The organism is Candidatus Kuenenia stuttgartiensis (assembly GCF_900232105.1).
Classification (GTDB): Bacteria; Planctomycetota; Brocadiia; order Brocadiales; family Brocadiaceae; genus Kuenenia; species Kuenenia stuttgartiensis_A.
Genome location: NZ_LT934425.1, coordinates 3,061,897 through 3,087,992 on the forward strand (window position 1 = coordinate 3,061,897; position 26,096 = coordinate 3,087,992).

27 protein-coding genes are annotated in these 26,096 nt (G+C 41.2%); 8 read left to right on the forward strand and 19 right to left on the reverse strand.

Annotated features, from left to right (window positions below):
• Nucleotides 1–123: 123 nt before the first annotated feature.
• Both KSMBR1_RS14290 and KSMBR1_RS14295 read left to right on the forward strand, forming a co-directional pair.
• On the forward strand, nucleotides 124–369 hold the full coding sequence (locus KSMBR1_RS14290) for an SH3 domain-containing protein (protein ID WP_099325926.1): 246 nt from the start codon (nucleotides 124–126) through the stop codon (nucleotides 367–369).
• A 319-nt stretch (nucleotides 370–688) separates the two neighbouring features.
• Nucleotides 689–2,344, forward strand: coding sequence for an IS1634 family transposase (locus KSMBR1_RS14295; RefSeq protein ID WP_099327075.1), 1,656 nt, complete (start codon nucleotides 689–691; stop codon nucleotides 2,342–2,344).
• An 80-nt stretch (nucleotides 2,345–2,424) separates the two neighbouring features.
• Here KSMBR1_RS14295 and KSMBR1_RS14300 read toward each other — a convergent pair whose 3' ends face one another.
• The 4 genes from KSMBR1_RS14300 to KSMBR1_RS14315 form a co-directional block, all read right to left on the reverse strand.
• The gene (locus tag KSMBR1_RS14300) at nucleotides 2,425–3,960 is read right to left on the reverse strand and encodes an ArnT family glycosyltransferase (RefSeq protein ID WP_099325927.1); all 1,536 of its coding nucleotides are present in this window, start codon (nucleotides 3,958–3,960) and stop codon (nucleotides 2,425–2,427) included.
• A gap of 355 nt (nucleotides 3,961–4,315) precedes the next feature.
• Nucleotides 4,316–5,407 (reverse strand): pyridoxal phosphate-dependent aminotransferase, encoded by a 1,092-nt coding sequence (locus KSMBR1_RS14305; protein ID WP_099325928.1) that lies wholly within the window; start codon nucleotides 5,405–5,407, stop codon nucleotides 4,316–4,318.
• The gene (locus KSMBR1_RS14310) at nucleotides 5,404–5,649 is read right to left on the reverse strand and encodes a small basic protein (RefSeq protein ID WP_099325929.1); all 246 of its coding nucleotides are present in this window, start codon (nucleotides 5,647–5,649) and stop codon (nucleotides 5,404–5,406) included. The genes KSMBR1_RS14305 and KSMBR1_RS14310 overlap by 4 nt, the downstream gene beginning before the upstream one ends.
• A gap of 16 nt (nucleotides 5,650–5,665) precedes the next feature.
• A complete protein-coding gene (locus tag KSMBR1_RS14315) occupies nucleotides 5,666–6,622 on the reverse strand; it encodes a hypothetical protein (RefSeq protein ID WP_099325930.1) in 957 nt (318 codons plus the stop codon).
• 456 nt (nucleotides 6,623–7,078) lie between these two features.
• Here KSMBR1_RS14315 and ligA point away from each other — a divergent pair, with 456 nt between their 5' ends.
• The 4 genes from ligA to KSMBR1_RS14335 all read left to right on the forward strand — a co-directional run bounded on the left by ligA (nucleotide 7,079) and on the right by KSMBR1_RS14335 (nucleotide 12,769).
• Nucleotides 7,079–9,103 (forward strand): NAD-dependent DNA ligase LigA, encoded by a 2,025-nt coding sequence (gene ligA, locus KSMBR1_RS14320; protein ID WP_099325931.1) that lies wholly within the window; start codon nucleotides 7,079–7,081, stop codon nucleotides 9,101–9,103.
• 128 nt (nucleotides 9,104–9,231) lie between these two features.
• Nucleotides 9,232–10,593 carry a TldD/PmbA family protein gene (locus KSMBR1_RS14325; RefSeq protein WP_099325932.1) on the forward strand — a complete coding sequence of 454 codons (1,362 nt, stop codon included), beginning with the start codon at nucleotides 9,232–9,234 and terminating at the stop codon, nucleotides 10,591–10,593.
• Complete coding sequence (locus KSMBR1_RS14330; protein ID WP_099325933.1) at nucleotides 10,594–11,643, forward strand: type IV pilus twitching motility protein PilT; 1,050 nt, start codon at nucleotides 10,594–10,596, stop codon at nucleotides 11,641–11,643. It begins immediately after the preceding gene.
• Between the two features lie 19 nt (nucleotides 11,644–11,662).
• Nucleotides 11,663–12,769 (forward strand): PilT/PilU family type 4a pilus ATPase, encoded by a 1,107-nt coding sequence (locus tag KSMBR1_RS14335; protein WP_099325934.1) that lies wholly within the window; start codon nucleotides 11,663–11,665, stop codon nucleotides 12,767–12,769.
• 97 nt (nucleotides 12,770–12,866) lie between these two features.
• On the opposite strand, the gene KSMBR1_RS14340 is transcribed toward KSMBR1_RS14335, so the two are convergent.
• The 15 genes from KSMBR1_RS14340 to KSMBR1_RS22745 all read right to left on the reverse strand — a co-directional run bounded on the left by KSMBR1_RS14340 (nucleotide 12,867) and on the right by KSMBR1_RS22745 (nucleotide 22,632).
• Nucleotides 12,867–13,112 carry a HicB family protein gene (locus tag KSMBR1_RS14340; RefSeq protein ID WP_099325935.1) on the reverse strand — a complete coding sequence of 82 codons (246 nt, stop codon included), beginning with the start codon at nucleotides 13,110–13,112 and terminating at the stop codon, nucleotides 12,867–12,869.
• A 13-nt stretch (nucleotides 13,113–13,125) separates the two neighbouring features.
• Nucleotides 13,126–13,317 (reverse strand): type II toxin-antitoxin system HicA family toxin, encoded by a 192-nt coding sequence (locus KSMBR1_RS14345; RefSeq protein WP_099325936.1) that lies wholly within the window; start codon nucleotides 13,315–13,317, stop codon nucleotides 13,126–13,128.
• A gap of 77 nt (nucleotides 13,318–13,394) precedes the next feature.
• Entirely contained in the window at nucleotides 13,395–14,270 is an 876-nt protein-coding gene (locus KSMBR1_RS14350) for an exonuclease domain-containing protein (protein ID WP_099325937.1), read from the reverse strand.
• Nucleotides 14,271–14,288: 18 nt separating this feature from the next.
• The gene (locus tag KSMBR1_RS14355) at nucleotides 14,289–14,660 is read right to left on the reverse strand and encodes a hypothetical protein (protein WP_099325938.1); all 372 of its coding nucleotides are present in this window, start codon (nucleotides 14,658–14,660) and stop codon (nucleotides 14,289–14,291) included.
• Between the two features lie 279 nt (nucleotides 14,661–14,939).
• Entirely contained in the window at nucleotides 14,940–15,338 is a 399-nt protein-coding gene (locus KSMBR1_RS14360) for a hypothetical protein (protein WP_099325939.1), read from the reverse strand.
• Between the two features lie 292 nt (nucleotides 15,339–15,630).
• Nucleotides 15,631–15,843 (reverse strand): type II toxin-antitoxin system HicB family antitoxin, encoded by a 213-nt coding sequence (locus KSMBR1_RS14365; RefSeq protein WP_099325940.1) that lies wholly within the window; start codon nucleotides 15,841–15,843, stop codon nucleotides 15,631–15,633.
• Nucleotides 15,843–16,097, reverse strand: coding sequence for a toxin HicA (locus KSMBR1_RS14370; RefSeq protein WP_099325941.1), 255 nt, complete (start codon nucleotides 16,095–16,097; stop codon nucleotides 15,843–15,845). The genes KSMBR1_RS14365 and KSMBR1_RS14370 overlap by 1 nt, the downstream gene beginning before the upstream one ends.
• Before the next feature lie 1,020 nt (nucleotides 16,098–17,117).
• Nucleotides 17,118–18,512 carry an ApeA N-terminal domain 1-containing protein gene (locus KSMBR1_RS14375; protein ID WP_099325942.1) on the reverse strand — a complete coding sequence of 465 codons (1,395 nt, stop codon included), beginning with the start codon at nucleotides 18,510–18,512 and terminating at the stop codon, nucleotides 17,118–17,120.
• Between the two features lie 714 nt (nucleotides 18,513–19,226).
• Nucleotides 19,227–19,514 carry a hypothetical protein gene (locus tag KSMBR1_RS14385; protein WP_099325943.1) on the reverse strand — a complete coding sequence of 96 codons (288 nt, stop codon included), beginning with the start codon at nucleotides 19,512–19,514 and terminating at the stop codon, nucleotides 19,227–19,229.
• Nucleotides 19,515–19,653: 139 nt separating this feature from the next.
• Nucleotides 19,654–20,295, reverse strand: coding sequence for a Panacea domain-containing protein (locus KSMBR1_RS14390; protein ID WP_099325944.1), 642 nt, complete (start codon nucleotides 20,293–20,295; stop codon nucleotides 19,654–19,656).
• Between the two features lie 607 nt (nucleotides 20,296–20,902).
• Complete coding sequence (locus KSMBR1_RS22740) at nucleotides 20,903–21,037, reverse strand: hypothetical protein (protein ID WP_261341065.1); 135 nt, start codon at nucleotides 21,035–21,037, stop codon at nucleotides 20,903–20,905.
• Nucleotides 21,038–21,264: 227 nt separating this feature from the next.
• Nucleotides 21,265–21,597: a DUF5615 family PIN-like protein gene (locus KSMBR1_RS14395; RefSeq protein ID WP_099325945.1), complete on the reverse strand. Its 333-nt coding sequence runs from the start codon at nucleotides 21,595–21,597 to the stop codon at nucleotides 21,265–21,267.
• Nucleotides 21,590–21,892 carry a DUF433 domain-containing protein gene (locus KSMBR1_RS14400; RefSeq protein WP_099325946.1) on the reverse strand — a complete coding sequence of 101 codons (303 nt, stop codon included), beginning with the start codon at nucleotides 21,890–21,892 and terminating at the stop codon, nucleotides 21,590–21,592. The genes KSMBR1_RS14395 and KSMBR1_RS14400 overlap by 8 nt, the downstream gene beginning before the upstream one ends.
• A gap of 402 nt (nucleotides 21,893–22,294) precedes the next feature.
• On the reverse strand, nucleotides 22,295–22,507 hold the full coding sequence (locus tag KSMBR1_RS14410; RefSeq protein WP_099325947.1) for a type II toxin-antitoxin system HicB family antitoxin: 213 nt from the start codon (nucleotides 22,505–22,507) through the stop codon (nucleotides 22,295–22,297).
• Nucleotides 22,507–22,632: a hypothetical protein gene (locus KSMBR1_RS22745; protein ID WP_261341066.1), complete on the reverse strand. Its 126-nt coding sequence runs from the start codon at nucleotides 22,630–22,632 to the stop codon at nucleotides 22,507–22,509. Before KSMBR1_RS22745 ends, KSMBR1_RS14410 begins: the two co-directional genes overlap by 1 nt.
• A 1,279-nt stretch (nucleotides 22,633–23,911) precedes the next feature.
• Here KSMBR1_RS22745 and argB point away from each other — a divergent pair.
• Both argB and KSMBR1_RS14430 read left to right on the forward strand, forming a co-directional pair.
• Nucleotides 23,912–24,799, forward strand: coding sequence for an acetylglutamate kinase (gene argB / locus KSMBR1_RS14425; RefSeq protein WP_157820623.1), 888 nt, complete (start codon nucleotides 23,912–23,914; stop codon nucleotides 24,797–24,799).
• Nucleotides 24,800–24,905: 106 nt separating this feature from the next.
• Nucleotides 24,906–26,087 carry an aspartate aminotransferase family protein gene (locus KSMBR1_RS14430; protein ID WP_099325950.1) on the forward strand — a complete coding sequence of 394 codons (1,182 nt, stop codon included), beginning with the start codon at nucleotides 24,906–24,908 and terminating at the stop codon, nucleotides 26,085–26,087.
• Nucleotides 26,088–26,096 lie beyond the last annotated feature (9 nt).

The window sequence follows — 26,096 nt, forward strand, 5'->3', positions numbered from 1 at the left end:
AAAGTGTAAAAGAATGTCATCGTGCTAAAAAAGCTGCTCACCACCACTATACTACTATTTATTATCGCAGCCTTCGTGTTATTTGTAGCGAAATCACTTCAAAAAACGAGCGGATTCAGACTTATGGGAGGTAGGAGCAAAAGTAGTATAACGATAACAAAGGAAGAAATATATTTATGGGAAAATTATAAAAATGGCAAACTCTCCGGTGTAATTGGGAAAGCGCATCACGGGGAAAAAATTGTGTTTATCAATAGAATGGAAAAGGCGGCTTTTGTAAAAACCGCAAAAGGGCAGGTAGGCTGGGTGTATACACGCAATATTAAAGAGTCCCCTAATAGCGGTATCTTTACAATCTCCACAAAATAATCCAACCAGCATAAAAACATCTTTCCGGTCTATCATTGTGGTGGACATTCTCCCATAAGTGCAAGATAATAAATACACCTTTATTAATAGGAATTTTAAAAATTACTCGTTAGGAAGAGGGACAAGGGGAATGATTCGTTGATTCATTTTTACATACTCCTTAACCATTTAGCGGATGTTCACCCCTGCCAAAACGCATAAGTGCTTAATAAATAGTTTGTTAAGGCTGTATTTTTAATAAATATGTAGTCACTAATATATTGTTATTATACGACAATATACTTGACGGATAATGGTTGTTATCTGTACAATGGTGGACATGCATATTGTAGAGAACAAGTCAAAATCCGGTAAAAAAATCTATCGATCTACCCTTCTGCGGGAATCGTACCGTGAGGATGGGAAGGTCAAGAAACGCACCATTGCGAATCTGTCGAATTGCACTCCCCTGGAGATTGAAGCGATAAGACTTGCACTCGCACATAAAGACGATCTCTGTGCATTGGGCGCATTGTCAGAATCGGTGAAACTCCATGAGGGTTTGTCTGTGGGAGCAGCGTGGAGCGTGTACCAAGTGGCAAAGGAATTAGGGATAGAAGAGGCATTGGGAAAGGACTTTGAAGGAAAGCTGGCGCTTTGGCAAGTAATGGCAAGGGTAATAGGCCAGGGGTCAAGACTGTCTGCAGTAAGGTTGGCGCAGATACATGCTGCGGGTGACGTCCTGGATATGAAGCGTGGGTTTGACGAGAACAATCTGTACGATAATTTGTCATGGTTGTCAGAGAATCAGGCAAAGATAGAGCGAAAGCTGTTTGAGTTAAGACGAGGAGGCAATAAGCCGAAGTTGTTTTTGTATGACGTGACGAGCAGTTATTTAGAGGGGAAGTCGAATCATTTTGGTGAGTACGGGTATAATCGTGACGGCAAAAAGAGGAAAAAACAGATAGTGATCGGTATGCTTTGTGATGAATCCGGGGAGCCGGTATCAACAGAAGTATTTAGGGGCAACACCCAGGATCCGAAGACCTTTGAATCTCAGGTAAAGAAGGTATTAGAGCGGTTTGGATGCAAAGATGTAACGATTGTAGGAGATCGTGGGATGATCAAGACGGTGCAAATCGAAAGTTTACCGGAAGGGTTTCATTACATAACGGCGATAACTAAGCCGCAGATAGAGTCGTTGATAAATAAAGGGATACTGCAATTAGGATTGTTCGAAGAAAAGCTCTGCGAGATAAAGGATGATGAGGTTCGATATATTCTGAGGCGCAATCCGGTAAGGGCGGAAGAGATGTCAAAGACCCGTGTATCAAAATTACAGAGTATAGAGAAATACATCGTGAAGAAGAACAGTTATCTGAAGGAACATCCTAAGTCGTCAGTATCGAAGGCCCTGGAAACAACAAGGGAAAGGCTAACGAGATTGAAACTTGATGGGTGGTTGCAGATAAAAGAAGAGGATAGGACGCTAAAGATAGAGAGAGCTGAGGAAGCATTAAAGGAGGCATCATACCTTGATGGTTGTTACGCAATCAAGACTGATCTTGAGGAGAACGAGGCGGATACCAATCTGGTACATGAACGATACAAGGATTTAACGGAAGTGGAGAAGGCGTTTCGGGACTGTAAGACGGTGAATTTGGAGGTTCGTCCGGTGTATGTAAGAAAGGAGGATAGTACACGGGGACATGTGTTTGTGGTAATGCTTGCGTACATGATAATTCGAAGGCTGCGCAGAGCGTGGAAGAATTTTGACTTGACGGTAGAGGAAGGTCTCGCACAATTGACGACCATTTGTTCGATGGAAGTAACAATCAAAGGCCAAAAAGCTAGTTGCCAGAAGATCCCGCGTCCGCGGCAACAATCACATGAATTATTAGAGGCATTACAGATAAAGTTGCCAGAAGTATTGCCAAGCCGGAACATACGGGTAGTCACTAGAAAAAAGCTTGCTGTTCGGCGTAAAAGTCAATAAATATAAGGCTTTTACGGCACTTTTGTTTTTTGACTTGGGGTGAACATCCGATTTAACCACGTAACAAATATGTTGCAATATTATTTTAAACGGTAAATAAGAAATCCTCCTGGAACGGCAATGTCCTTTACCTGAGCCGTCATGTTGTAAAACGGTTGCTGTATAAAATGTGCCAGATAATCTTTGTCTGTGTTATAAAAAACAAAAAGGGCGGTTTTGGGCATTTGCCCTTTGTAGGTTATCTGCCCGTATAGCTTTTCTTTCTCCGGGGTATTTCCTCCGCCTCCCAATATGACGGGCCAAAGCAGTTTTATCCTGTGTCTTTGATCTTCCGGAGTTAAATAGTAGAAGGTAAATACGTTAATATTGGAAATAAAAATGTATTCTGCATCTGACTGAAGCAGTGCTTCTGTGATCTGGCGGTGATCGTAATAATCCCATGTATTGTCGGTTTTACCGCCCACATAAATAGAAGGTTCTATTACGCCGTTTGAACGGCTGTTTGGAATATAATAATTTGTAGCCAACAATATCAAATTTATTAAAATCACAATACCTCCCAAAACACGCCACATCCCTCTATTAGCGTTTGTCTTGCAAAACCCTAAGAAAACAGGTAATACCCATGCGATAATCAGCCATATGCGCGAACCGACAGAACCGAATGGCGTAATTTGCCATATACCGGCAAAGTTAATGGCAATAAAGGTAATGATACCCCAAAACATCTTCTTTTCTGTTTTATCATGTTTTGAAATAAGGAATATTGTTGCGAAGATCGCTAATATTGCCGGGATTCCCCATACGAAGGGAAGGATGCTCCCCCCTGAAAACCGCGCGTAAAGTCCGTCTCCCGATAGGGTATAGAGAAGATTTAAGAGAGCGGTTTTCAATGAAGCCGGCGGAATGGAAGGTTTTTGGGGAAATAAGTCCATTCCCAGCGCAAGCATTGAAACAAACCGTGGTATCAGCCCAATTGAAAACCCGATAAGGCAAAACATACCATGGATTAAAAAACACCGCAGTCCGGGCCACATGAATAGTGCATAGCAAATGACGAGAGAAACTGCGCTTGGGAGAAAAATTACGTGATTCCAGATTCCAAACGACAGAACAAAACCGGCGAGTATCCATCCTGTTATCCGGACGTATTTTTTTGCGTTATTACAGAGTTTTACGTATATCCAAATTGTTCCGAAAAAGAAAAAGGGATTAAGCACAAAGACTTCTCCGCAAAGCCGTGAAAGCATGACAACGGGCGGGAAGGTGAGAAGAAGTCCGGCTGTCCATCGCGCCCGGTTAATGCAATGTTGCCGTGTAATATCAAAAATTGCAATAATGGTTATGAGGGTAAAGACGGGACCCAGACACCGCAGACTCCATACAGAATTCCCAAAAAACCATACGCAAACAGCAAGCATGTATGAATGTACCGGAGATGTATAATTGTTGAAAATACCGGTGAGAGGCCGCACTCCTTCAAGAATCATTTCCGCTAAGAGGCCAAATATCGCTTCGTCTCTGTGGATACCGACAATGTCATCCAGTCCCCAGAACAGGATGGCGATTCCTCCAAAAAAGCCAATAAAATACCAATATATTTTTTTAGCAATCAAGGCTATTTGTATGCAGGTGTAAAATAGTTAAACGGTTCAATTATTGTAACTTCTCAACTTATTGATAGTACCTTATCTGTAATTTCTTTGCATTTTTTTGCAAAATATTTAATGGTGAAATCCGAAATGCTAAATACGAAACAAACTCTAATGACAAAGCATAAAATTCAAAACAAATCCCAAAATACCCAACAATACGAAGCACGAAATACGAAAGATGCGCTTGTTTAGCATTTCAAATCATTTTGTCATTAGAATTTGTTTCGGATTTCGTGCTTCGTACTTGTTTAGTTCTGGCTATGCCAGCTTAGGTGTGAACATGAGCATTCATCTGCTTATGTAATGAATGTGGGGATCACGCGAGGCCGTTAAGAATTTTTATGCCCTTTTCGATGGTTTCTTCTGTAGCGGCGTAAGAAATGCGGAAATGTGTGTGGCGTTCAGAAAATACGCTGCCCGGAATGATTAACAGATTGTTCTTGATGGCGGCCATAACAAATTCTTCATCGGTCCCCCAGGGAACCTGCGGGAAGAAGTAAAAAGCCCCTTCGGGTTTTATGATCCGGAACTTGTCTTTCAGCCCTTCGTACATCATGTCCCTTTTCTTCCTGTAATCCGCAATATATTTGCTCAGATCAAATCCCCATGACCGGAACACTGCGTATTGTGAAAAGGAAGGGGCGCATACAAAGGTGTATTGCTGAAGTTTTATCATTTCCTTTATGATCGTTTCCGGACCTGCTGCGTAACCCAAACGCCACCCGGTCATGGCAAAGGATTTGGAGAATCCGTCAAGTATAAGCGTTTTATTATAATACTTTCCTATACTCTCAAATTCGTTGTTATAGTCGTAGTCATGATATATCTCGTCGGAAATTACCAGCAGGTCATGTTTTTTTGCCAGTTCTGCGATATCTTTTAACTCCTGCGGCGTATTCATCACCCCTGTGGGATTGGCAGGACTGTTTATGACGATTATTTTGGTTTTTTTTGTGATATGCGGCTCAATACGTTCCGCGGATAATTTGAAGTCGGGATATGTATCAACAAACACTGATTTTCCGCTGCAAAAATTCACCATGTGTTTGTAAATAACAAAAGCGGGGTCAGGAATTATTACCTCGTCTTCATGATCTACCAGCGTCATAATCGCTAAGGTTAATGCGCCTGAAACTCCTGAAGTGACCATAATATCTTCCGCAGTCACCTCTCTATCTTTTTTAAGGCGGTCCATCAGCACATTGCGAAGTTCTGGTATACCTTGCGTCAATGTGTATTTGTTTGCGCCTTCATTTATGGACTTAATCGCTTCTTCTTTGATCTCTCCGGGAACATCAAAGTCCGGCTGGCCTATGCTGAGGTTTACCGGACTTTTCATTTTTTGTGCAAGGTCAAAGACCTTTCTGATGCCGGAGGAGTCTATATTAGACATCCTGCTGGCAATCATTTTTTCGCCTTTCCTGCCTTTTCTGCCTTTCCTGCTTTTCCTGCTTCTGCCGGTTCAACTTTCTTTGGGGCCTTGCCTTTTCGCTTTAGTTTTTCCACTTTTACCTTGGGGAGACCAAAAACAGATGTATCCTGATCCCAGCGATTCTCTGCCTTAAGTATTGCGATACGTTCCACCTTTCTATACACATTTCTCGGCCTCGAAAGTTTCCCTTTTGGTTTTAAACTCTTATCAATGCTCATACTTCTCCTCCTTATTTTATCTCATACGTACGGGATAGCATCCCGAAAACTGTTTTTTATTTTGATATTCGAAATTGGCAACGTCCCTTTGGGTTTTCGTTAAGTCGGCGCTATTCAAATCGTCAAATTCTCCCACACAAACAAAAAGCTCTTTTCCCGTGTTGACAACAAAAGAGCTATAACCTAATGATTCCTGCAACATACCTGCTATTTCTTTGGCGCGTTGCACATTTGCCTTTGAATTTTTATAGGAAATCACGCGTATCGTCCACCGGTCCTTTATTATTGCATTATCCTGGATAACGAGTTTCGCATCGCTGCCTGATTTCTTTTCAACTTTCGAAGCAGTATCCTTTGCCGTCTTCTCTTTCGGTGCGTCAATGTGTTTTAACTGACCAATACCGCCAGGTTGAGTTTTCTTCGGCTCTATTGTTTCCAGCCACTCTTCCGCCTGGTTGGTTATTCCCTTATTGTACCCCGCCTTGTGTCCCACAAAGAAACAGGCAACGGAGAGAAAAGTAGCCGCAATGGCGCCAATGATGAGCGTTTCCTGCCGCAATACCACCTCGTCTTTACGTAGCACCACTTCATCTCTCAAAGGAGCAGGCGGCGTAGCAATTGTTTGCTTTGAAGGAATGGGTTCTGGCGTAATAGGGCCATGCGTTGCATGCCTTTTCTCCGTCTTTTTTTCAATCGAAAGTGCTTCCGTACTTGTATTTTTAATCCATTGTAAAGGGTCAGATGTTCCTGATTTTCCCCTCATTTCTGAAGAAGCGGATGCAGGTGGTGGATTCGTGGTTAAGCCTTTAGATTCCGGCTTTTCATTCTGCGTAACCGGAGTTCCAACTTCTTGCGGCGGTGTTGTTTCTGCAGCCTCTGCATTTGGTTGCAATTCTTCTTTTTGAACACCGTCTTTTTCCTGAGGTTTTTTAAACAACTCAAAGAAAACTTTAGAATCACTTCCTTTAACCATAATTCATCACCCCTTTATGCGGGATCTCTAAGAAAATATGTGGTTAATTACCACATCATTAAAATGAAAAAGTGATTCAATTACGCAGGTTTTTCCCCGAACGACCATCAACACAGTAAATAATTAAACGCCGCAAACCCTGACTTCCTTTATGAAAAACAGCATACATTTTTCAACGTTATTGTTTTGTTGTCTGAAAGGAGGCGGTTTTTACCGTAAAATTATTATCGGATTAAGTTTAACGATAATACATAACGTTAGCGTTAAAAAACACGTTTTAGCGAGTTTATAAAAAATGCAGAATAAAGTCAAGTGATTCCATCATTATAACAGAATACGTTGACTCTTATATAAAGTTTGTTATACTGGCAGCTTAAAATTCCTTTCATCCGGAAAATTACATCAGGGAGAACCTGGTTTTCCATAAATTTTTCTCTAAATGGTTAAGATAAAAAAGTGTCGTCAACGGTAAAAGAAAAAATAGAACAACTCCGCTGCATTATAAGATATCACGACCATAAGTATTATGTGGAAAATAATCCTGAGATTTCTGATTATGAATATGATCAACTACTCAGGGAGTTACAGAACCTTGAGAGCGCACATCCTGAATTAATAACTCCGGATTCCCCTACCCAAAGGGTCGCAGACCAACCAATCAGTCAGTTTCCCGCCGTGGAACATAAGAAACCAATGCTGAGCATCGATAACACCTATTCAAATGAGGAGTTGAAGGAGTTTGATCAAAGAATAAAACGCATGGCCGGCATCAATGCCAATACAGATATTGAATATGTCGTTGAATTAAAGATTGACGGGATAGCTATTACACTTTGGTATGAAAACGGATTATTTGTACGGGGCGCCACCCGCGGTGATGGTTTCCGGGGGGACGACGTCACTGCAAACCTCAAAACAATCCGGCAGATCCCATTAAAACTTTCCGTATCGGGCGCTCACTATAAAATACCGCCGGTTGTGGAAATAAGGGGAGAAATTTATTTGCCAAATAAAGAGTTCCAGCGGATAAATGAAGAAAGGGAAGAGAAAGGTGAGATTCAGTTCGCAAATCCCAGAAATGCGGCGGCAGGGTCATTAAAGCTTTTAGACCCCCGTATTACCGCGAAAAGGCGACTCAAAATGTTTGCCTATGTTATAGGATATGTTGAAGGAATGGAATTGGAGTCGCACGTACAGTGTCTTGATTTTGTCAAAGCGATAGGGCTTCCGGTAAACCCGTACACGCAATTATGCAAAAATATTGATGAGGTGGTGCGGTATTGCCGCGAATGGGATAAACGACGCGGAATCCTTGACTATATGGTGGACGGAATGGTCATAAAGGTGAATTCCCTTGCTCTTCAGGAGCAATTAGGGGCGACAAGCAAGGCACCCCGCTGGATGATATCATTTAAATTTCAGCCTGAGCAGGCGATAACAAGGATTGAGGAAATTGTTGTTCAGGTAGGGAAAACAGGCACGCTCACGCCTGTAGCCAATCTTACGCCGGTATTGCTGGCGGGTACGACGGTAAGCCGCGCTTCACTTCATAATTTTGACGAAGTAAAGAGAAAAGACGTCAGGGTGGGGGATCATGTTGTTGTACAAAAAGCGGGAGAAATTATTCCGCAAGTCGTAAAAGTACTGGAAGAAAAGCGAAGCGGACGGGAAAAGGTTTTTGTTGAACCTGCCTGCTGTCCTGTATGTAAAGGCCCTGTACACCGGGATAACAGTGAAGTATATTTGCGCTGCCACAACCCGTTGTGCAAGGCGCAGACGAAAAGGCGCATCCAATACTTTGCGGGCAGAGACGCAATGGATATCGAAGGGCTTGGCCCCGCCATTATCGAACAATTGGTGGATAAAGGCCTCGTGGATGATTATTCGGACATTTTTTCCCTACAGTATGATGACCTTGTTAATCTTGAGCGCATGGGGAAAAAATCCTCATCCAATCTTATAAGTGCGATTGAAAATAGCCGTGGACGTGACCTTGACCGTCTGATTTGCGCTTTGGGCATACACAACGTTGGTTTGCACACCGCAGAAGTGTTATCGGATCATTTTGATTCTCTCGGAAAACTGTCAAATGCAACCGCAGATGAACTGGAAAAGATACATGAGATAGGGCCCGTTGTAGCACAAAGCATTGTTGAATTTTTTCAAAACAAACATACGCAGGAAATTATAAAAAAGCTTCTTGCAAAAGGAGTAAACACCGGAAAACTGGCGTCAGATATGCCACGGAAAAGCAGTAAAGTAGCGGGAAAATCTTTTGTAATAACCGGCAAACTGCAAAAATATTCCCGCAGCGATGCGGAAAAACTTATCAAGCGCCTCGGGGGGAGGGTTTCGTCTGCCATGAGCAGGAAGACAAATTATCTCATTGCCGGAGAAGACCCCGGTTCAAAGCTGGACAAGGCGAAAGAACTTGGCGTGGTTATTCTTGACGAAGAAGCATTTTATTTGTTGGTAGGGTAATTCAGCAGCCGGCAAATTGCAGATTGAGGACTGCCGACTGAGGATTGAAGATTGAGGACTGCGGATTGTATAAATTGTTCAATGGTAATAAGGATTTGATAATCTTAATTTCAAAAGGGATAACCTAAATGGAAAAAATGATAAAAAACGCATTAAAACTGGCAAAAGCGGACTACGCTGAGGTTCGTGTCCATGAAGGGGTCAGTACGGGTGTCACTTATGTAGGGAAAGAGCTTGAAGGTATCGGTGAAAAAAGCTCTTTTGGCGGATGCGTAAGGGCGTTAGTAAACGGCGGCTGGGGTTTTGTCGCCTTTAACGATATAGAACATCTTCCGAAATACATTGAAATGGCCTGTGAACAGGCAAAATTCGTTGGGAAGAATAAAAGCCAGCTTTCCCCCATACCCATACTAAACGATCATACAAAGACGACAGTTGTCAATGACCCGGCGGAAATATCCTTGAAAGAAAAACAGTCGCTTTGCGACAAATACAACACGATCATCCTTTCTTCAAAACAAATACAGACGTCCAATGTCCGGTATCTGGATTCACGCGGCACAGTATTTTTCTCCAATACAGAAGGGAGCTTTATAGCGCAGGAAACGATTTTTTGCGGCATCTCTCTGCTCGCTATGGCAAGGGACGGCATGAACGTCCAGCAGGCATATCATTCCGTAGGGGACTTGCGCGGGTATAATAACGTATTAAATATGGAACAGGAATGTGAGAAGGTTGCAAAACGCGCGGTTGACCAGCTTTCGGCAAAACCGGTGAATGGCGGCAAATATACGGTCATCATTGATCCCAAGCTGTGCGGTGTATTTGTCCATGAAGCGTTTGGGCACCTCAGCGAGGCGGATTTTGTTTATGAAAACGCTCAATTGCGGGAGATCATGGTTCTTGGGAAGCGTTTTGGCTCTGACGCCTTGTCGATTGTTGATGATGGTACTTTAGTCGGTGAAGCCGGATACAACAAGTATGACAGCGAGGGGACTCCGACGCAAAAGACGTATCTTATTAAAAATGGTATATTAACCAACAGGCTTCATTCGCGGGAAACGGCAGCAAAGATGAATGAAAAGCCTACGGGCAATGCTCGCGCCATCAGTTATGGCAATGAACCCATCGTCCGTATGACGAATACCTTTATGGAGCCGCGTAATGATACCTTCGAAAAAATGTTATCGGAAGTTGATGATGGTATTTACGCAATCGGCGCCTTAGGGGGGCAAACCAATATGGAGATGTTTACCTTTAGTGCGGAAGAGGCATACATGATACGCAACGGGCAGTTGAAAGAGAAAGTACGCGATGTAGTTCTTACCGGAAACGTGTTTGAGACACTCATGAATATTGATGCCATTGGAAACGATCTTGAAATTTATGGGGGTATGGGAGGGTGTGGCAAGGGAGGTCAATCGCCTTTGCGCGTCAGCGACGGCGGGCCTCATGTGCGAATACGAAATGTCGTTATTGGAGGAAGATGAATGGATATAATGGAACTCCTCGCTTTTGCAACCAAAGAAAGCGCGTCGGATGTGCATATAAGTTCCGGTGAACCGCCCATGATCCGTATACATGGTGATATGAGAAAAATTGACATGCCGCCATTGATGAGGGAGGATGTGCATACGCTTTTGTATAATATTCTTAATGACCAGCAACGCAAGGTATATGAGGAACATTATGAATTGGATTTTGCCATTGCAATAACGGGCGTTGGCCGTTTCAGGGTGAACGCCTTTCTGCAGAACAGGGGCGAGTCTATTGTGTTCAGAACCATTCCAGAAAAAATCCCGCTTCTGGAACAACTTAATATGCCCCCTATTGTGGCAGAATTAACGAAAAAGGAGAAGGGGCTCATCCTCGTAACAGGACCTACCGGCAGCGGAAAATCAACCACGCTGGCGGCTATGCTAGACCTCATTAACCGGGAATATAAATGTCATATCCTTACCGTTGAAGACCCCATAGAATTTGTCCATAAGTCCAAAAACAGCCTCGTTAATCAAAGGGAATTGGGGTCAAATACCCATAGTTTCTCTAACGCCCTGAGATCGGCGCTTCGCGAAGACCCTGATGTTATTCTGGTGGGAGAAATGAGAGACCTTGAGACCATATCGCTGGCGCTCACCGCCGCAGAAACCGGTCATCTCGTACTTGCCACGTTGCATACTTCCAGTGCGCCGAAAACGGTTGACAGGATAATTGATGTATTTCCCGCGGAACAACAACAGCAAATCCGCACCATGCTGTCCGAATCGCTTCAGGCGGTAATTGCCCAACAACTGATCAAGAGAAAGGAAGGGGTTGGGCGTATCGCAGCGTTAGAAATTATGATCGGCACCCCTGCCGTAAGAAATTTGATCAGGGAGAATAAGATTGCCCAAATCCCTTCGGCATTGCAAACCGGACGCCAGCACGGCATGCAGACAATGGACCAGGCGCTGTTGGATTTGTGCAGAAACGGCCTTGTTTCCAAAGAATCAATCAGGAATTTTGTAAGCGCCCCCTCTGTCCTCGACGGCATAAAGTAAATTCTCAGGGAGATCTTCCATGGAAATAAAAGATTTATTACAAGAAATGGTGCGTTTGGATGCTTCTGATATTTACATTACCGTTGGGCTGCCCCCTGTGTACAGGAAGGAAGGGAACAACATTCCCGCCGGTCAGGAAATGGTAACGGGCGATGACACCCGCACCCTTGCCGAATCAATAATGAGCGAAAAACAAAGGGCAGATTTTTACGAACAGATGGAAATGAATTTAGCCCTGTATTATCCGGAACTTGGACGTTTCAGGGTAAACATTTTTTTTCAGCAAAGGAATGTCGGCCTTGTTATCCGGCAGATAAAGATAAATATTCAGTCTATTGACGATTTACGGCTACCCCAGGTGTTCAAAGACATTGCCATGACAAAACGGGGGCTTGTGCTGGTAGTTGGCGCAACCGGTTCAGGGAAATCAACCACACTGGCGGCGATGATTGATCACAGGAATGAGAATAATTCAGGCCACATAATTACGGTAGAAGACCCCATTGAGTTTGTGCACCGCCATAAAAAGTCTGTTATCACACAAAGAGAAATCGGACTGGACAGCTTGTCGTTTCACAATGCACTAAAAAATACCTTGCGCCAGGCGCCGGACGTCATCCTGGTGGGAGAAATCCGCGATACCGAAACAATGGAGTCTGCCATTACCTTTGCGGAAACGGGCCATCTTTGTTTGGGAACACTTCATGCAAACAACGCAAACCAGGCGATTGAAAGGATTATAAACTTCTTTCCTCCGGAACGGCATGAACAAATATACATGCTCCTCTCGCTGAATCTACGGGCAATAATCTCGCAAAGATTAATTCCAGCAAAAGATGGAAAGCGGTCAGGCGCCTTTGAAGTATTGCTGGACACCCCAAGGATAAAGGATCTTATCTTAAAAAAGGAAATAGGGTTATTGAAGGAAACAATGGCAAAAGGGAATCAGGAAGGGATGATGACCCTGGACCAGTCCTTATTTCATCTTTTAAAAAAGGGGGAAATAACTTACGAAAACGCAATTGCCTACGCCGATAGCGCGAATGATCTGCGTCTGCGGATAAAGGTGGAAGGGATTGAAGGTGAGAAAGAAGAAGGGCAGGCTGCGCGTTTTAAATTAAAGTAAAAAAAATTTTCAACTTAATCGAGGTATATGCATGAAAAATGAAAAACCAAATTATTGCAATCCAGGGCTTCTTTTGTTGAGTTGAATTTTCTTTCATCTAAGCAACTGCTAATTTCTCTTCATTTTGAATAATTATCCTGGGATTTTTGCTTTTTGGTGGGATGGGCAATCCCTTTTCTTTTAGTAAACTAATATGTTCCTTCATTCCCCATTTTGCTTTATAAATGCAATCCTCTATAGAGTGGCCAATGCCACTAAAACCTTCTAAATCTTCTGAATAAAATCCAAAATAGTCAGGTTCTTCAGTTGCCTCTATTATTAATGAATATTCTAAATCAATCATTATTTGCCTCCTATTATTTCTTTTTTATTCCTGCTGATTTTAGTACAGCATGACAGGTACCTTTTGGAACTTCTTTTGAACCATGATAGTCTACACGAATTAATTTGTTCCATCCAGCTTTTCCATAATATCTTATAGACCTTTTTTCTTTTATAATTTTGAATCCTTCTTTTTCAGGAAGTTTAACAAGTTCGCTAAATTTCACTGTTTATCCTGTATATTAATTTTTCATAACGTACTCTTCAGCAGTCGCGGCTTTTTGCGGTCTGCTGGAAGAGATGGTTAAGCGATGTCCTCTGCGTTGTTCACCAATTCTTTAAAGTCACTTTCTCTTAAAATTCTGATTTGTTGCCCTTTTGTAATTAGTCGCTCAGCTTTTTGGTGCTTTGAGCTTTTTTCCTTCCCAGCTAACTTTGTTACATCTTGATCACCAACAACTAAAATTGTAGTTTTTTTTGTGACTCCAGACTCCACATTGCATCCTATTTGGGCAGCAAGATCTGCCGCGTCTATACGGCGAATTGTCAGCGCCCCTGTAAAAACTAAATTTTCACCATAAAGCACTCCTTCAGGATTACCTTCACGACGAATTGCACCGCCAGTGCTAATATTAGAAGGATCAATTGGTTGTTTTACTCGCTTAAGCCAATCTTCAATTCCCAAACCTGTTTTGGCTATCGCAGCAATTAAAATATGTCCAGAAGCTTTTGCATCCTCCAGCGCATTATGATGTTTAAATTCATAGCCAATTAATTCACAGACATTTTTTAATCCATATCCGCTCCATGAAATTTCATTCCAGGTTCGACGAGCAACCCTTGCAGTATCCAACCATTTTGGTTTAGGTATTCTAATGTCGTATTTATCAAAAGCTTTACTAACGGAAACTCTGTCAAAGTGAGTATGGCATACAGTTAATACGCCATCGAGATATCCGTATATTTTTTGTGCAACCTCATGAATCTTAGGGGACCCCTCAACATCTGTTTCTGCTATTCCGTGAATATAAATGTTTATTGGATCAAAATAATCTTCTGGATCAATTAAAGAGCACCATTCGTCAATGAGTTTATTATCTTCGAATTTAGCAATGCCGATTTGACAGATGGAGGAAATATCTGCATTTGCTGTTTCAACATCAAGTGCTACAAATTTCAACTGGCTGTTCCTCCGGAATCACGGGTTAGCATATTTCGTCGCATCGCTTGTATAGATAACTTTCATACCAGTTTTTGAGCAAACAATTTCTCTTTCTTCAGTTAGATCGATGTCTAAATCTTCACCCCTTAGACCTTGCCACTCTGCCAAGTAATTAAGGCTACCATACTTTTCTTTTTTTTGTGTTTTTTTCTCTACGCCACCTTTCCAGCCGAGTACTGGCAACTCTCCATTTTTTGCTTGCTCTGCCAACTCAGGGGATTCGATGCTTCTTCTTCGCCCAACTTCCCAGCATGTGATTAGACCATTGTCTGGTCCCCTCCATCGCTCATCAAACGAAGGGTTTTCCCTTATAGGCTCATGACAGGAGCGGTAAATACGTTTGCTCATTAATTTCTCCTTTTGTTTTAGAAGCTTAATGTGCGCTTGAGCGGTACGCCGTCGGGCGCGTTCGTCTCAAAGCGCTATACTCAATCAGACTGGAATCACGGGTTTCTGACGTGCTCATCCATTACCTTCCATGCCCTTTTAATTGTGCTCAGATTGGGATTATATTCAATCAAACCGAAGCCAGTGGTTTCAGTCTGATTGAGTATAGACGTGAAACATTCACTTTAGCCATTGTTCAATATCGAACTTGATTGCCTTACCAACATATTCGTTTGACGCCTAATCGGAGAATCGACCACTGAGTTTTATGACTGATGAGTAGCCGCGCTGTTTTAATTGCACAGCCAAGGGTTTTACATCAAACCACATAGTCAGATTCTTTCCGTGTGTCAGCTCACAAGGGAGGCGATGGGTAGAGTTATTGGAAGAATTTATAAACTGGGAGCCATCGGGGAGCAGCAGTCCCACAGATGATAGCGTGACGGGTTTCTCTCCAATATTTGCGGCTTCCATAAGAATGTGCGTGTCGCTAATTTGTGGCCCAGCCGTAAGAAAGCCATATGATGTTCTTACTTTTACCCGTGGTGCTTTATCTTGACGCTGAACGACTGCCACATATGTTGACAGAAGTGCTGCATATGCAGCTACAAGCAGAGTAAGTATGTCTTTCAGTTCCATCAATACTCCGTGTTTACGTCTAACAATGATTATACAGTCTGTATAAAACGTCAAACGCAGACTGTTTCGATATGTATAAGAAGTTGCCGTGCCTTCTCGTCACATATTGTAACTACTTTCGCATTAAAATAAAAGAGTTGCGTATCATCATAAAAACTTTTCATTATTGAAATGATAAAGAACAGTTCGTAATTTTAGACACCGTAACCTCCTTTGCCCAAAACATGGGTGTAGATCGTCGTTTTTACACCGTGATGGCTAAGGAGTTCCCAGATGGTTTGAATATTTGATTTTAAGCAAATATCAATCTTTCCCCCTTAGGCTCAGGTATGGGATCACCAAACTCCTTAGCGGTATCAATCCATAATTGAATTGCCTCTTTAGCATTTTTTAATGCTTTTTCATGAGTCTCTCCATGAGCTATACAGCCAGGAAGTTCAGGCACTTCTGCTATAAATGCATTGTCTTCATTACTCCAGTAAATAATAATTTCGTATCTATACATCAAATAGTCCCTCCGCGTTTATATTTTACTATAATGTTTCTTACTTGTTTAACCTGATAAGGCTTTGCCTTATTGCCCTCACGCTGAAGATTAATTTTTTCTATAACAGCTTTCTTTCTGAACATGTGATGGCTGCTTTTAATCCTCATGTCAAAACCGAAATGTTTCAACAGGCTGCATAAATCTTCAAATTTAATATTTGCATCCGATGTTCCACAAAGAATCTTAAGCAAGAGCTTCTCATGTTTACCTATTGGTTTATTTTATCATTGTTGTTGTGGTTATTTTATTATTTTTTATGCACCGGATAGGTCACGGGCATTGCTGCCCGATTCCCTCCTAAGAACTGTACGTGATAGTTTCCCATCATACAGCTCAAGCACCTGTTTAAGCTTCTCTTATGGAGAAACCCGCTAATAAATTTCTTCACGTTAATAACTGACTGTCAGTATATCAAAAAAAAACGAAGGGGGCACCAGGCTTAGCACCCGTCATTTGCATTCCCTTCTTTCAACTGATTCATTCAATGTTCACGTAATAAGGCACCTGCCAACTATCAGCCTCATTACTGAGCCGGTAATATTTCAACCGGTATCTCTTCCATTACAGAAAAGCATTCGCTTCCTTATGGCATCTCACCCCAGTCCTCCAACAGCATGCCTCACGGTTAGCCTGCCCATAGGGCGAAGGTCTGAGTTTCCACGTTCCGTATAATTGACCCTGTAAATGACTTAGATGCGTCCTGGACACCGGTGGTTCTACAGTTCCGTGCAAGCACGTTAGAGACTTGCAACTTTACCAACATGCTATTCACACTGGGGGAATAACCTTCGACCTGTTAAACCTCGTAGGTCTGTCGCTCATTGACGATGCGTGCGGACATTCATATATTTTCATCATATCATTCGTTCCTAGCCCTTAACCGGATAGGTTTTCCGGAGGGGTCTGCCTGTCGCCATTTCGACCCAATTCGGTACGTTGTCCGTGAGGCTTCGCACCCCGTCGTCAGCGCAATGGTAGCACGCTCACGTAGGAATAAGCAGGAACATGCTTAGTACACTCAAGAAGAAAATCTTCTTTTAGTACAATCAATTATGCGACATCGTGTCGCGACTAACGGCTAGCGTTACCTGCGCTGGGGCGGGCGTGGATTCGGCTTGAAAGCAGGATTCTGTTGAGGCGTAGAAAAAGGTCAATAAATCGCACAGAATCCCCAGCGTCAGGTGCACGCTTTGTTAGACCCCGCCTTTGACCTGCAAGACTCTTTGCCGAATTCATTTCTTGATTGTCCGTAAATGCTTCCATCCAGTCAAGTGAGCCTGTATCTTAGGTTCTAAAAGTTCCTTGACTTTTTCATCGGAAAATCCAATGATTCCCAATAAGTACAACTCAAATATCATTGTCAATACATAAATAATGGAAGGCAACTCTTCTTTTTGGAAAGTCAATTTCCGTTCGTTGTGATGCACAAATTCATTTCTCGTGTTAGTAACTCTTTTAGCAAAAAGTTCCATATCATCAACAAATCGTCCAGAGGTCTCTTTTTTATTATCAAGAAGTTCAAAGATTTTTTGTCGAAATCTTTTGTAGTTCGCGTTACTCAATGCGCCTTCCACCCATTCAGTTAATTCAGCAGGAACAGCGCTCAGCACTCTCTCCTTTTGCTCAACAAATTTATCGTGCGATAAATATTGACCATCAAACAAAATACTGTGCAAAGACTCTAGCGACTGAGCGATATTTAGAAATTTTGTATCAATAAACAATCGGTTGCTATAGAATAACGAGCGATATAAATGAATTATCGTTTCGTATTTATCAAAGGATGTAAACCATGCAGAGATTTGGTCTCCTGATAAATCCTTGAAGGTATATAAAAATTCCTGCGGCAATTTTTGTTTTCTGCTTACAATCGGCTCTATAGGCGTATAGAAGATATTTATTTCTGGATAATGTATCTTGCCTTCGCCGAGTTCTTGTGGGTTCTCCTTTGAAAAGCCAAACACAGACATAGGATAAGGTATCCTTTGGATTGCAAATTGAAGTAAATACGCGAATATATTTAATTGTTTGAATAAATCATCAAATTGAATATCGCCATTTTTGCTTTTTACGACAAGATACGCGCTCTGAGAAATTGTCACTTCAGTTTGTATTATAGTGTGGTTTGGACCACGACTCGAAAAACCTATGCCAACCTCGAAAGTTTCTCCAACATCGAAAAATTGCGACATAGGTTTTTCATATCTTATTTTTGAGACAAATTTGCTGTCAGCAGTATCCACTTCAATTGCAAATCCATAAATATCTACCCAAGCGTCTAAATCTGTGTAACTACCACATAATTGATTAAATCTAATTTTTTCTTCTGCCTCAAAATGCACCCCTTCAAAAACAAAGTGCACCAAGTATTTACCTCCGCCTAATCCAACCAGCGGATAAGCCCAAGAACTGATAATGCACTTGTATAAAGTAATAGATTTTCCCTGTTGAGTAACCCCAAGAATAATAGGCAATTGTTGTATTGGTTCTAGTTTTTTTGAATCAAACACTCCTACCAGTTCAAGATCGGCACCATCTTCTTGAGAATAAGTTAGTGTTCCAGGCAATTTATTCTCTTCTGAGTCGGGGAGCCACCAGTATCCTTTCAATTCAAATGGACTTTGCATTATTTCTCCGCTTACTATGAATCAAACTTTATCTGCAATGATTTTACTTGTTGATCTAAAAAATGAGATTATTGTGCAAGAAGGGGGTCGAACAATGATTATACAATCTGTATAAAACGGCAAATACAGACTGTTTCAGTATATATAAGAAGTTGCCGTATCTTCTTATAACGCATTGTAACTTATTTCTTATAAAGCTTTTGTGTATTTTTTTGCTTTTGTTCATTCCGGTTTATACAGTCTGTATAAACCAACCTACAACCTATCGACTGGACTTCGGACACCGTGACCACCTTTGTTCAAGACATGGGTGTAGATCATCGTCATACTCAGATATGATAGCAAGATAATAGAAAATTGTTTTTCCCATAAAATCGAGCACTAATAAAACAAAAATGAAGAAAATTTCAAGCTTTTTAATTTTTTCAGCAAAATAGACAAACAAAAAGAAGGGGATACTTCCCTTATTTTCTCACCAAATCAAGCAAGAAATATGGGAGGTGTCCCCGATTCACCAAAAACATTCAAATACCCGTATTTCAGCTTTAATAAGCATTACCAACGGTAGCTAACTGCGCTGGGATTTACTGGAGATGTACACGGTGCACGCGGTTGGAATCCTTCCCAGAAACACAATTGATAGAATAATTGATAAGGGATACCGCAGTAATCTGCCGGCATTTCCGTAACAATGAGAGCCAGAGTGTTAAACCCTCATGCGTTTAACATTTCTTTTATATTATTTTCCACAACTGGACTTGCAATAACAGCCTCACGAAGTTTTTCAACAATTCCAATAGGCATTTCCGTCTTACATGCTAATTGTTTGCTTTTTAGAAGAGAAACTATTTCTTCAATGGTCTTTTTAATTACCGAGTTACAATCCACGACTGATTCTTTAGTAAAAATCGCATATTCGGCGTTGTCTATTTTTACCAAAGTATTAGGCATATGACGTCTACGCTTTATAGCTTTTTCGACTTGTGAGGTTGAATTAACCATGATTAGGAATTTGTCCTTTAGCGGGGCCTTATTCACAACTATAAAATAGTGTGGTTCCGGATTACAAAAGCTTTTTTCTGTAAAGTAGTAAACAGAACCGGGTTGTATTGTAGACTTGATTTGTATATCGGGCGGAATATCAATCAGGAACTTGCTCCCATTGATTTTTCAGTTCCATTTGTTCTTTTACATAATTCAGCATTTCTTCTTTATCATCAGTATCCATAGCAAATAAGTCCTTACCTTCTAATGGGATTAACTGCTCGCTTCCGGACATGGCATCTTTAAAGAAATCTTCGTAATCCATGTTAAATACAGAACCAATACCTGACTCCAACCTCTTTTCAAACCTCTTCCATTCCGGATATGCGTGGGAAACTTCTGCAAGCTGAAATTTGTCAAGATGTCCGAAATATTTTATTGCAAACTCCAGCGCTTCAATATCAGAATCTGAGAAAACATTCATATCTACATCATGTATAGACTGAATATCATAAATACCTTGTTTTTCGATATATTGTCTATTATATTCACTCTCAATGGTGTCCAGAAAAGAGGTATTTTCAGCAATATCTTTCGTTTTAGAACCTACCGGACCGTATTCCATTGCAACATATTCATCGTTGGTTACCGGTCGACCATATTTGCGCAAGTGGTACCTATCGGCAAAATAAATAAGCTTTATGGCCTTCATCTTATTTACCTTTCCGCCGGATATTTTTGCAAGGTAGTTCAGGGCTTGAGTAGCTTTTTTGAAATCAAAATTGAAATGGATACACATATATCAAATCATGTTCTCGTGTAAATGGTGATAGGATAGAATTATAATGAAAATTCAGGATTTGTTTTGATTTATTATAGGTCATTTTTGGTAACTATTCAGCGTAAACGATACACGGCTCGTTCCCAAACTCCAGTTTGGGAATGCATTTGTTCGAGAAACTCCGGTTTCTCGCCTATTTATTGATAGATAGGGAATAAAATCACAGGGTTAAGACAGTTTGTAATTTGTCAAGTCAGACCCTCACTGGAAACAAAGTTTCCAGTGCAATTACGTTCCCAAACTGGACAGACTGGGTCAAATGAACTTTGTTTTCTCAAAAGTGGGGATAACACCTCACATCTTGCCTGTTTTATACCCTATTTATTACTATTTTTCCATTAAAGTGGGGAATGCATATCGAGAAATAGGGTAAAATTGCCCATTTGACCCAGTCTGTGGAGTTTGGGAACGAGTTGCGCTCTTATCTCCGGTAGTTTAATAAATTACGCTGAATAGTTACCATTTTTGAGATTTATCAATAATCTTGTTTTGGATAAAGAGGGATAAAGAGGGGACACTTCCCTTATTTTTTCACCAAATCAAGCAAGAAATATGGGAGGTGTTCCTATAATTTCATTTCAAGATTTAATGCCCCATGAGGGGATTTTCCCTTGTAGCCTAAAATCACTCCAACTTGACTTGTCAATTCTTCATTTAACAAAATTCCAGTCCATTGTGTTTTTGTTAAGTCAGTCGCCATTATTCTCTTTTTTATTTGTTTGTCTACCGTACATAACACGAGGCTGAGTTGCGGCGGGCCTAAGGAAGCACTGCACCAGCTAATTTAAAATAAGATCTGAGAGGGCACCAAACCCAGCCAACAAGCCGGAACCCGCGGTCAACTCCAGCCGATGTTATGTGGTCGGAACTGACCTCGCTTCTTGTGTCTCAATTTCAGAGTAAATATCTTACTATAATTACTATATCTTACAAAAATTCAAGATGATTTTTCATCTCATCTGATTCGAGTACTTGATAAATTAGCATGAGTCCTCTTACAATGTCGCCAATTGGAGTACGTTGGTGAGCATACACGATACCGCTGTGTTTAACACCTCTTGAATGTAGCTTCAGAAAATCCTCATCTTGCGTAAATATGACTCTTCTTTCTTTCATGGCAAAAGCTATATGTTCCTTATCATCTGCGCCCAACATCCCAGCTTCTTTTGTCGTCAAAGCATCCACGCCTCGAAGTCGCAATCCTTTCACAACAGAATTGGATACATGTTCGTCTGTATAAAACTTAAGCTTTTTACTCATTTAATTTTTGCAATACTTTTGAAGGCGTTTTTTGACGTAATGCTTCCACAAAAGATTCACTCTCCTCAATCGATTTGTCAATTTCAGCGCGATGATCGTAGTAATAGGCCAAAGCAGCGTAAACATCGGCTAAAGTCAGATCATATTCAGCAGCAATTTCGTCTGCGCTACGTCCCAACAGTTCGTGCCAAAGAACAATATTTTGAACGGTGATACGATGTCCAGCTATTCTCGGCTTACCACCGGTGATACCTTCGGTAATCTCGATGTGTCCATCTAAAGTTTTCGTAATCATTTACTCCACCTCTCAATTAAAAATCCAAGAATCAGCACACAGAAAAATTTAACTACTTTAGTAAAGAATGGCAAGAAAATGTTCGGCTGACTACTATTTTATTTAGATGATCGCTGAATACCTGCCACATAACAATGATTATACAGTCTGTATAAAACGGCAAAAACAGACTGTTTCGATATGTATAAGAAGTTGCCGTGCCTTCTTGTCACATATTGTAACTACTTTTCGCATTAAAATAAAAGAGTTGCGTATCATCATAAAAACTTTTCATTATTGAAATGATAAAGAACAGTTCGTAATTTTAGACACCGTAACCTCCTTTGCTCAAAACATGGGTGTAGATCGTCGTTTTTACACCGTGATGGCTAAGGAGTTCCCATACGGTTTGAATATTTGATTTTAAGCAAATATCAATCTTTCTCCCTTAGGCTCAGGTATGGGATCGCCAAACTCCTTAGCGGTATCAATCCATAATTGAATTGACTCTTTAGCATTTTTTAATGCTTTTTCAGGAGTTTCTCCATGAGCTATACAGCCAGGAAGTTCGGGCACTTCTGCTATAAACGCATTGTCTTCATTACTCCGGTAAATAATAATTTCGTATCTATACATCAAATAGTCCCTCCGAGTTTATATTTTACTATAAAGTTTCTTACCTGTTTAACCTGATAAGGCTTTGCCTTATTACCCTCACGCTGAAGATTAATTTTTTCTATAACAGCTTTCTTTCTGAACATGTGATGGCTGCTTTTAACCCTCATGTCGAAAACCGAAATGTTTCAGCAGGCTGCATAAATCTTCAAATTGAATATTTGCATCCGATGTTCCACAAAGAATCTTAAGCAAGAGCTTTTCGTGTTTACCCATTGATTCATTTTACCATTGATGTGGTGGTTATTTTATTATTTTTATATGCCGAACAATGATTATACAGTCTGTATAAAACGGCAAATACAGACTGTTTCAGTATATATAAGAAGTTGCCGTATCTTCTTATAACGCATTGTAACTTATTTCTTATAAAGCTTTTGTGTATTTTTTTGCTTTTGTTCATTCCGGTTTATACAGTCTGTATAAACCAACCTACAACCTATCGACTGGACTTTGGACACCGTGACCACTTTTGTTCAAGACATGCGTGTAGATCATCGTCATACTTAAGAAGATGTTGATAGCTTTTCCATATTGAATATTGAAGGTTTGGCCGTATGTTGAACTATCGGAGTGAACGGACAATTCCCCGGACGTGACTTTAACCCCTAAGAGTAAGAAAATGTAACTGCATACTAACGCCTTGCTTATTTCCAGACTATTCAAGTGATGAGGAAGGATGATTACGTATGGGTCCGCAGAATTGGACTACCCGCTTCTTCGAGGAGTTTGTTGATTTTAATGCGAGACGTTGCTTCTTTCTGCGCCATATTCAAAATTTATTTCAATAAAGCAGTTTTTCAAATACAAACTGACACATAACTATCTAATGAATTACCCCTTGATTTGAAAGGTATATAAAGGAATGCATTTGCCATAAGCTCAAATAAATACTGCATTTGATGTGCAATATCAAGGAAATTTTTAGGGAATGGGGATGATGGTAGGGAAAACCTCTTTTATCGTGATGAAGTGTTTTCTGAAATGAATTTTTCCAGGAACCGCAAACGCTCTTTCTTGGGATGTGGTTTGTTCAGATATCGCCATCCGTGCAATTTTGCATTTTACCAGACTGCGGAGATTGGGGACGACCTGTATTCTTGGTGGATCGTTGCAAAAAAACCGCACCTTGATCCGCCCTTACACGTTTGAAACACCAGGTGAAACAATATAGTATTTGCAAGCATTGTATATTAACCCTGTCAGGGTTTTTTCATAAAATTAAAGTGTCACAAAAACTTTTGATTGAGTTTTACTTACGCTTTTGTTTAAACTTGACACGAAAGCCTCTTTTGTTATAATCACCCGCTTCTTTTTATTTAATTAAAACATCCCTTTTTTTATTATATGAATGATCAAATATCCATGGAAACTGCTATTCAAAAAGCCGGTATACTTTTAGAGGCGCTCCCATATATTAAAAGATTCAAAGACAAGATTGTCATTATCAAATTTGGCGGAAGCGCTATGTCAGACGACAAGGTTCTCACAAACGTACTGCAGGACACGGTATTTATGAAAACGGTCGGCATGATGCCAATACTGGTGCATGGCGGGGGGCCGCATATTAGCAGGGAAATGGAAAGAAGAGGCTTACGTCCGAAATTCGTAGATGGACATCGCATCACCGACCGCGAGACCCTTGAAATTGCAAAAACCGTACTTGTTGACCAGATAGGGGCTTCTATGGTTAAAAAAATCTCTGAAATGGGCAACGACGCTGTATGTGTATGGGAAGACGGATATTGCCCGATTACTGCTGAAAAACATTATATAGAAGTGAAGGAAGATGACGGCACCACAAATCAGCTTGATATTGGTTATGTTGGCAAGGTGACCTCTATCATCAGAGAAAGATTTTTAAGCTTATGCAGTGAATGTACAATACCTATTGTGCCGCCTCTGGCAAAAGGAAACGACGGGGAAATATATAACATTAACGCAGATAGCGTTGCGGCATTTCTCGCGAAGGCACTTGGGGCGGAAAAACTCGTGTTTTTATCGAATACTCACGGTATCATGACAAGGCCAAACGACGAAACTTCTTTTGTTTCCACCCTGCATGAGGACGAGGCACATTCGCTTATTGATAAAAAAATTATCAACGGAGGAATGCTTCCCAAGGTATTCGCCTGTATTGCTGCCGTAAAAGCAGGTGTTAAAAAGGCGCATATCATTAACGGGCAAATACCCCATGCACTTTTGCTGGAGATTTTTACCGATAAAGGGGTGGGAACTCAGATTATTGTTTAACCACCGGTATTGCAGTTTTGTAACAACTTGTTTTTTTGAAAAAGCGAAACAGTTGCGTAGTTTTTTTATTTCCCATTTATCTGTCTTTTTGAAATAATTCACCGTAATGAATACGCAAGAAATCCAAAAAATTTATGAACGCTACGTTATTCCCAATTACATAAGAAATCCGATATTGCTGGTAAAGGGGAATGGTGTGGAAATATGGGACGCTGAAGGCAAACGTTACCTTGATCTTTTTTCAGGTTGGGCTGTCAGTCTCCTTGGGCATTGCCATCCCGCGACGGTAAAAGCCATTCAAAACCAGGCGGCAAAACTGCAGCATGCTCCGAACATTTATTACACTGAGCCGCAGGGCATGCTGGCAAAATATATCTCTGAAAAATCGTTTGGAGGGCAATGCTTTTTTTGTAACAGCGGTGCAGAGGCAAACGAAGCGGCTATTAAACTTGCACGTATTCATAACTCTGCGAGGGGAAAATACAAAATCATTACCTTCTCCGACTCATTCCACGGCAGGACGATTGCCACGGTAACGGCAACTGCACAACCAAAATATCAGAAGGGGTTTGCGCCGCTTGTTGAAGGGTTCTCCTATGTTCCTTTTAATGACACGGAAGCATTACGAAATGCCATTGACGACAAGACCTGTGCAATCATGTTGGAAACAATTCAGGGAGAGGGCGGTATTAACATAGCGACAAATGGATTTTTGAAGGATATAAGAAATATTTGCAATGAAAAAGGATTGCTGCTAATCCTCGATGAAGTACAATGCGGGATGGGAAGAACGGGCAAATACTTTGCTTATCAACATTATGGCATTGAGCCGGACATTATGACATTGGCAAAGGCGCTGGGCGGCGGAGTCGCAATCGGGGCTATGACGGCAAAAAAAGAAGTAGCCAAAGACCTTGTACCGGGCAGCCATGCTTCCACCTTTGGAGGAAACCCCCTCGCATGTGCAGCAGGAGTCGCTGTGTTTGAAACCATTGAGAAAGAAAACCTGCTGGATAATACAAAAAAGATGGGGGAATACGCCATGGAACAATTGCGCTCGCTCAAAACACAATGCAATATTATTAAAGAAATACGCGGCGTAGGTCTTATGATAGGAATTGAACTCGCGATAAACGGAAGTACTATCATCAAAGATTGCATTCAGGCGGGTCTGTTTCTCAACTGTACCCATGACACGGTTATCCGGTTTATGCCCCCTCTCAACGTAAAAAAAGAAAACATCGATGAGGGGTTGGGTATTTTAAAATCAGTCCTCTCAAACTATTAATGTGTCAAA

Bases quoted from the DNA above. Each gene is read 5' to 3' on its own strand.
- argB (WP_157820623.1), top strand. From the start codon at position 23,912: ATGGAAACTGCTATTCAAAAAGCCGGTATACTTTTAGAGGCGCTCCCA.
- KSMBR1_RS14390 (WP_099325944.1), bottom strand. From the start codon at position 20,295: ATGTGTATCCATTTCAATTTTGATTTCAAAAAAGCTACTCAAGCCCTG.
- KSMBR1_RS14340 (WP_099325935.1), bottom strand. From the start codon at position 13,112: ATGATTGATTTAGAATATTCATTAATAATAGAGGCAACTGAAGAACCT.
- KSMBR1_RS14355 (WP_099325938.1), bottom strand. From the start codon at position 14,660: ATGAGCAAACGTATTTACCGCTCCTGTCATGAGCCTATAAGGGAAAAC.
- KSMBR1_RS14430 (WP_099325950.1), top strand. From the start codon at position 24,906: ATGAATACGCAAGAAATCCAAAAAATTTATGAACGCTACGTTATTCCC.
- KSMBR1_RS14295 (WP_099327075.1), top strand. From the start codon at position 689: ATGCATATTGTAGAGAACAAGTCAAAATCCGGTAAAAAAATCTATCGA.
- KSMBR1_RS14325 (WP_099325932.1), top strand. From the start codon at position 9,232: ATGGAAAAAATGATAAAAAACGCATTAAAACTGGCAAAAGCGGACTAC.
- KSMBR1_RS14330 (WP_099325933.1), top strand. From the start codon at position 10,594: ATGGATATAATGGAACTCCTCGCTTTTGCAACCAAAGAAAGCGCGTCG.
- KSMBR1_RS14365 (WP_099325940.1), bottom strand. From the start codon at position 15,843: ATGTATAGATACGAAATTATTATTTACTGGAGTAATGAAGACAATGCA.
- KSMBR1_RS14395 (WP_099325945.1), bottom strand. From the start codon at position 21,597: ATGAGTAAAAAGCTTAAGTTTTATACAGACGAACATGTATCCAATTCT.
- KSMBR1_RS22740 (WP_261341065.1), bottom strand. From the start codon at position 21,037: ATGGCGACTGACTTAACAAAAACACAATGGACTGGAATTTTGTTAAAT.
- KSMBR1_RS14335 (WP_099325934.1), top strand. From the start codon at position 11,663: ATGGAAATAAAAGATTTATTACAAGAAATGGTGCGTTTGGATGCTTCT.
- KSMBR1_RS14315 (WP_099325930.1), bottom strand. From the start codon at position 6,622: ATGGTTAAAGGAAGTGATTCTAAAGTTTTCTTTGAGTTGTTTAAAAAA.
- KSMBR1_RS14410 (WP_099325947.1), bottom strand. From the start codon at position 22,507: ATGTATAGATACGAAATTATTATTTACCGGAGTAATGAAGACAATGCG.
- KSMBR1_RS14385 (WP_099325943.1), bottom strand. From the start codon at position 19,514: ATGGTTAATTCAACCTCACAAGTCGAAAAAGCTATAAAGCGTAGACGT.
- KSMBR1_RS14290 (WP_099325926.1), top strand. From the start codon at position 124: ATGGGAGGTAGGAGCAAAAGTAGTATAACGATAACAAAGGAAGAAATA.
- KSMBR1_RS22745 (WP_261341066.1), bottom strand. From the start codon at position 22,632: ATGTTCAGAAAGAAAGCTGTTATAGAAAAAATTAATCTTCAGCGTGAG.
- KSMBR1_RS14310 (WP_099325929.1), bottom strand. From the start codon at position 5,649: ATGAGCATTGATAAGAGTTTAAAACCAAAAGGGAAACTTTCGAGGCCG.
- KSMBR1_RS14360 (WP_099325939.1), bottom strand. From the start codon at position 15,338: ATGGAACTGAAAGACATACTTACTCTGCTTGTAGCTGCATATGCAGCA.
- KSMBR1_RS14305 (WP_099325928.1), bottom strand. From the start codon at position 5,407: ATGATTGCCAGCAGGATGTCTAATATAGACTCCTCCGGCATCAGAAAG.
- KSMBR1_RS14375 (WP_099325942.1), bottom strand. From the start codon at position 18,512: ATGCAAAGTCCATTTGAATTGAAAGGATACTGGTGGCTCCCCGACTCA.
- KSMBR1_RS14400 (WP_099325946.1), bottom strand. From the start codon at position 21,892: ATGATTACGAAAACTTTAGATGGACACATCGAGATTACCGAAGGTATC.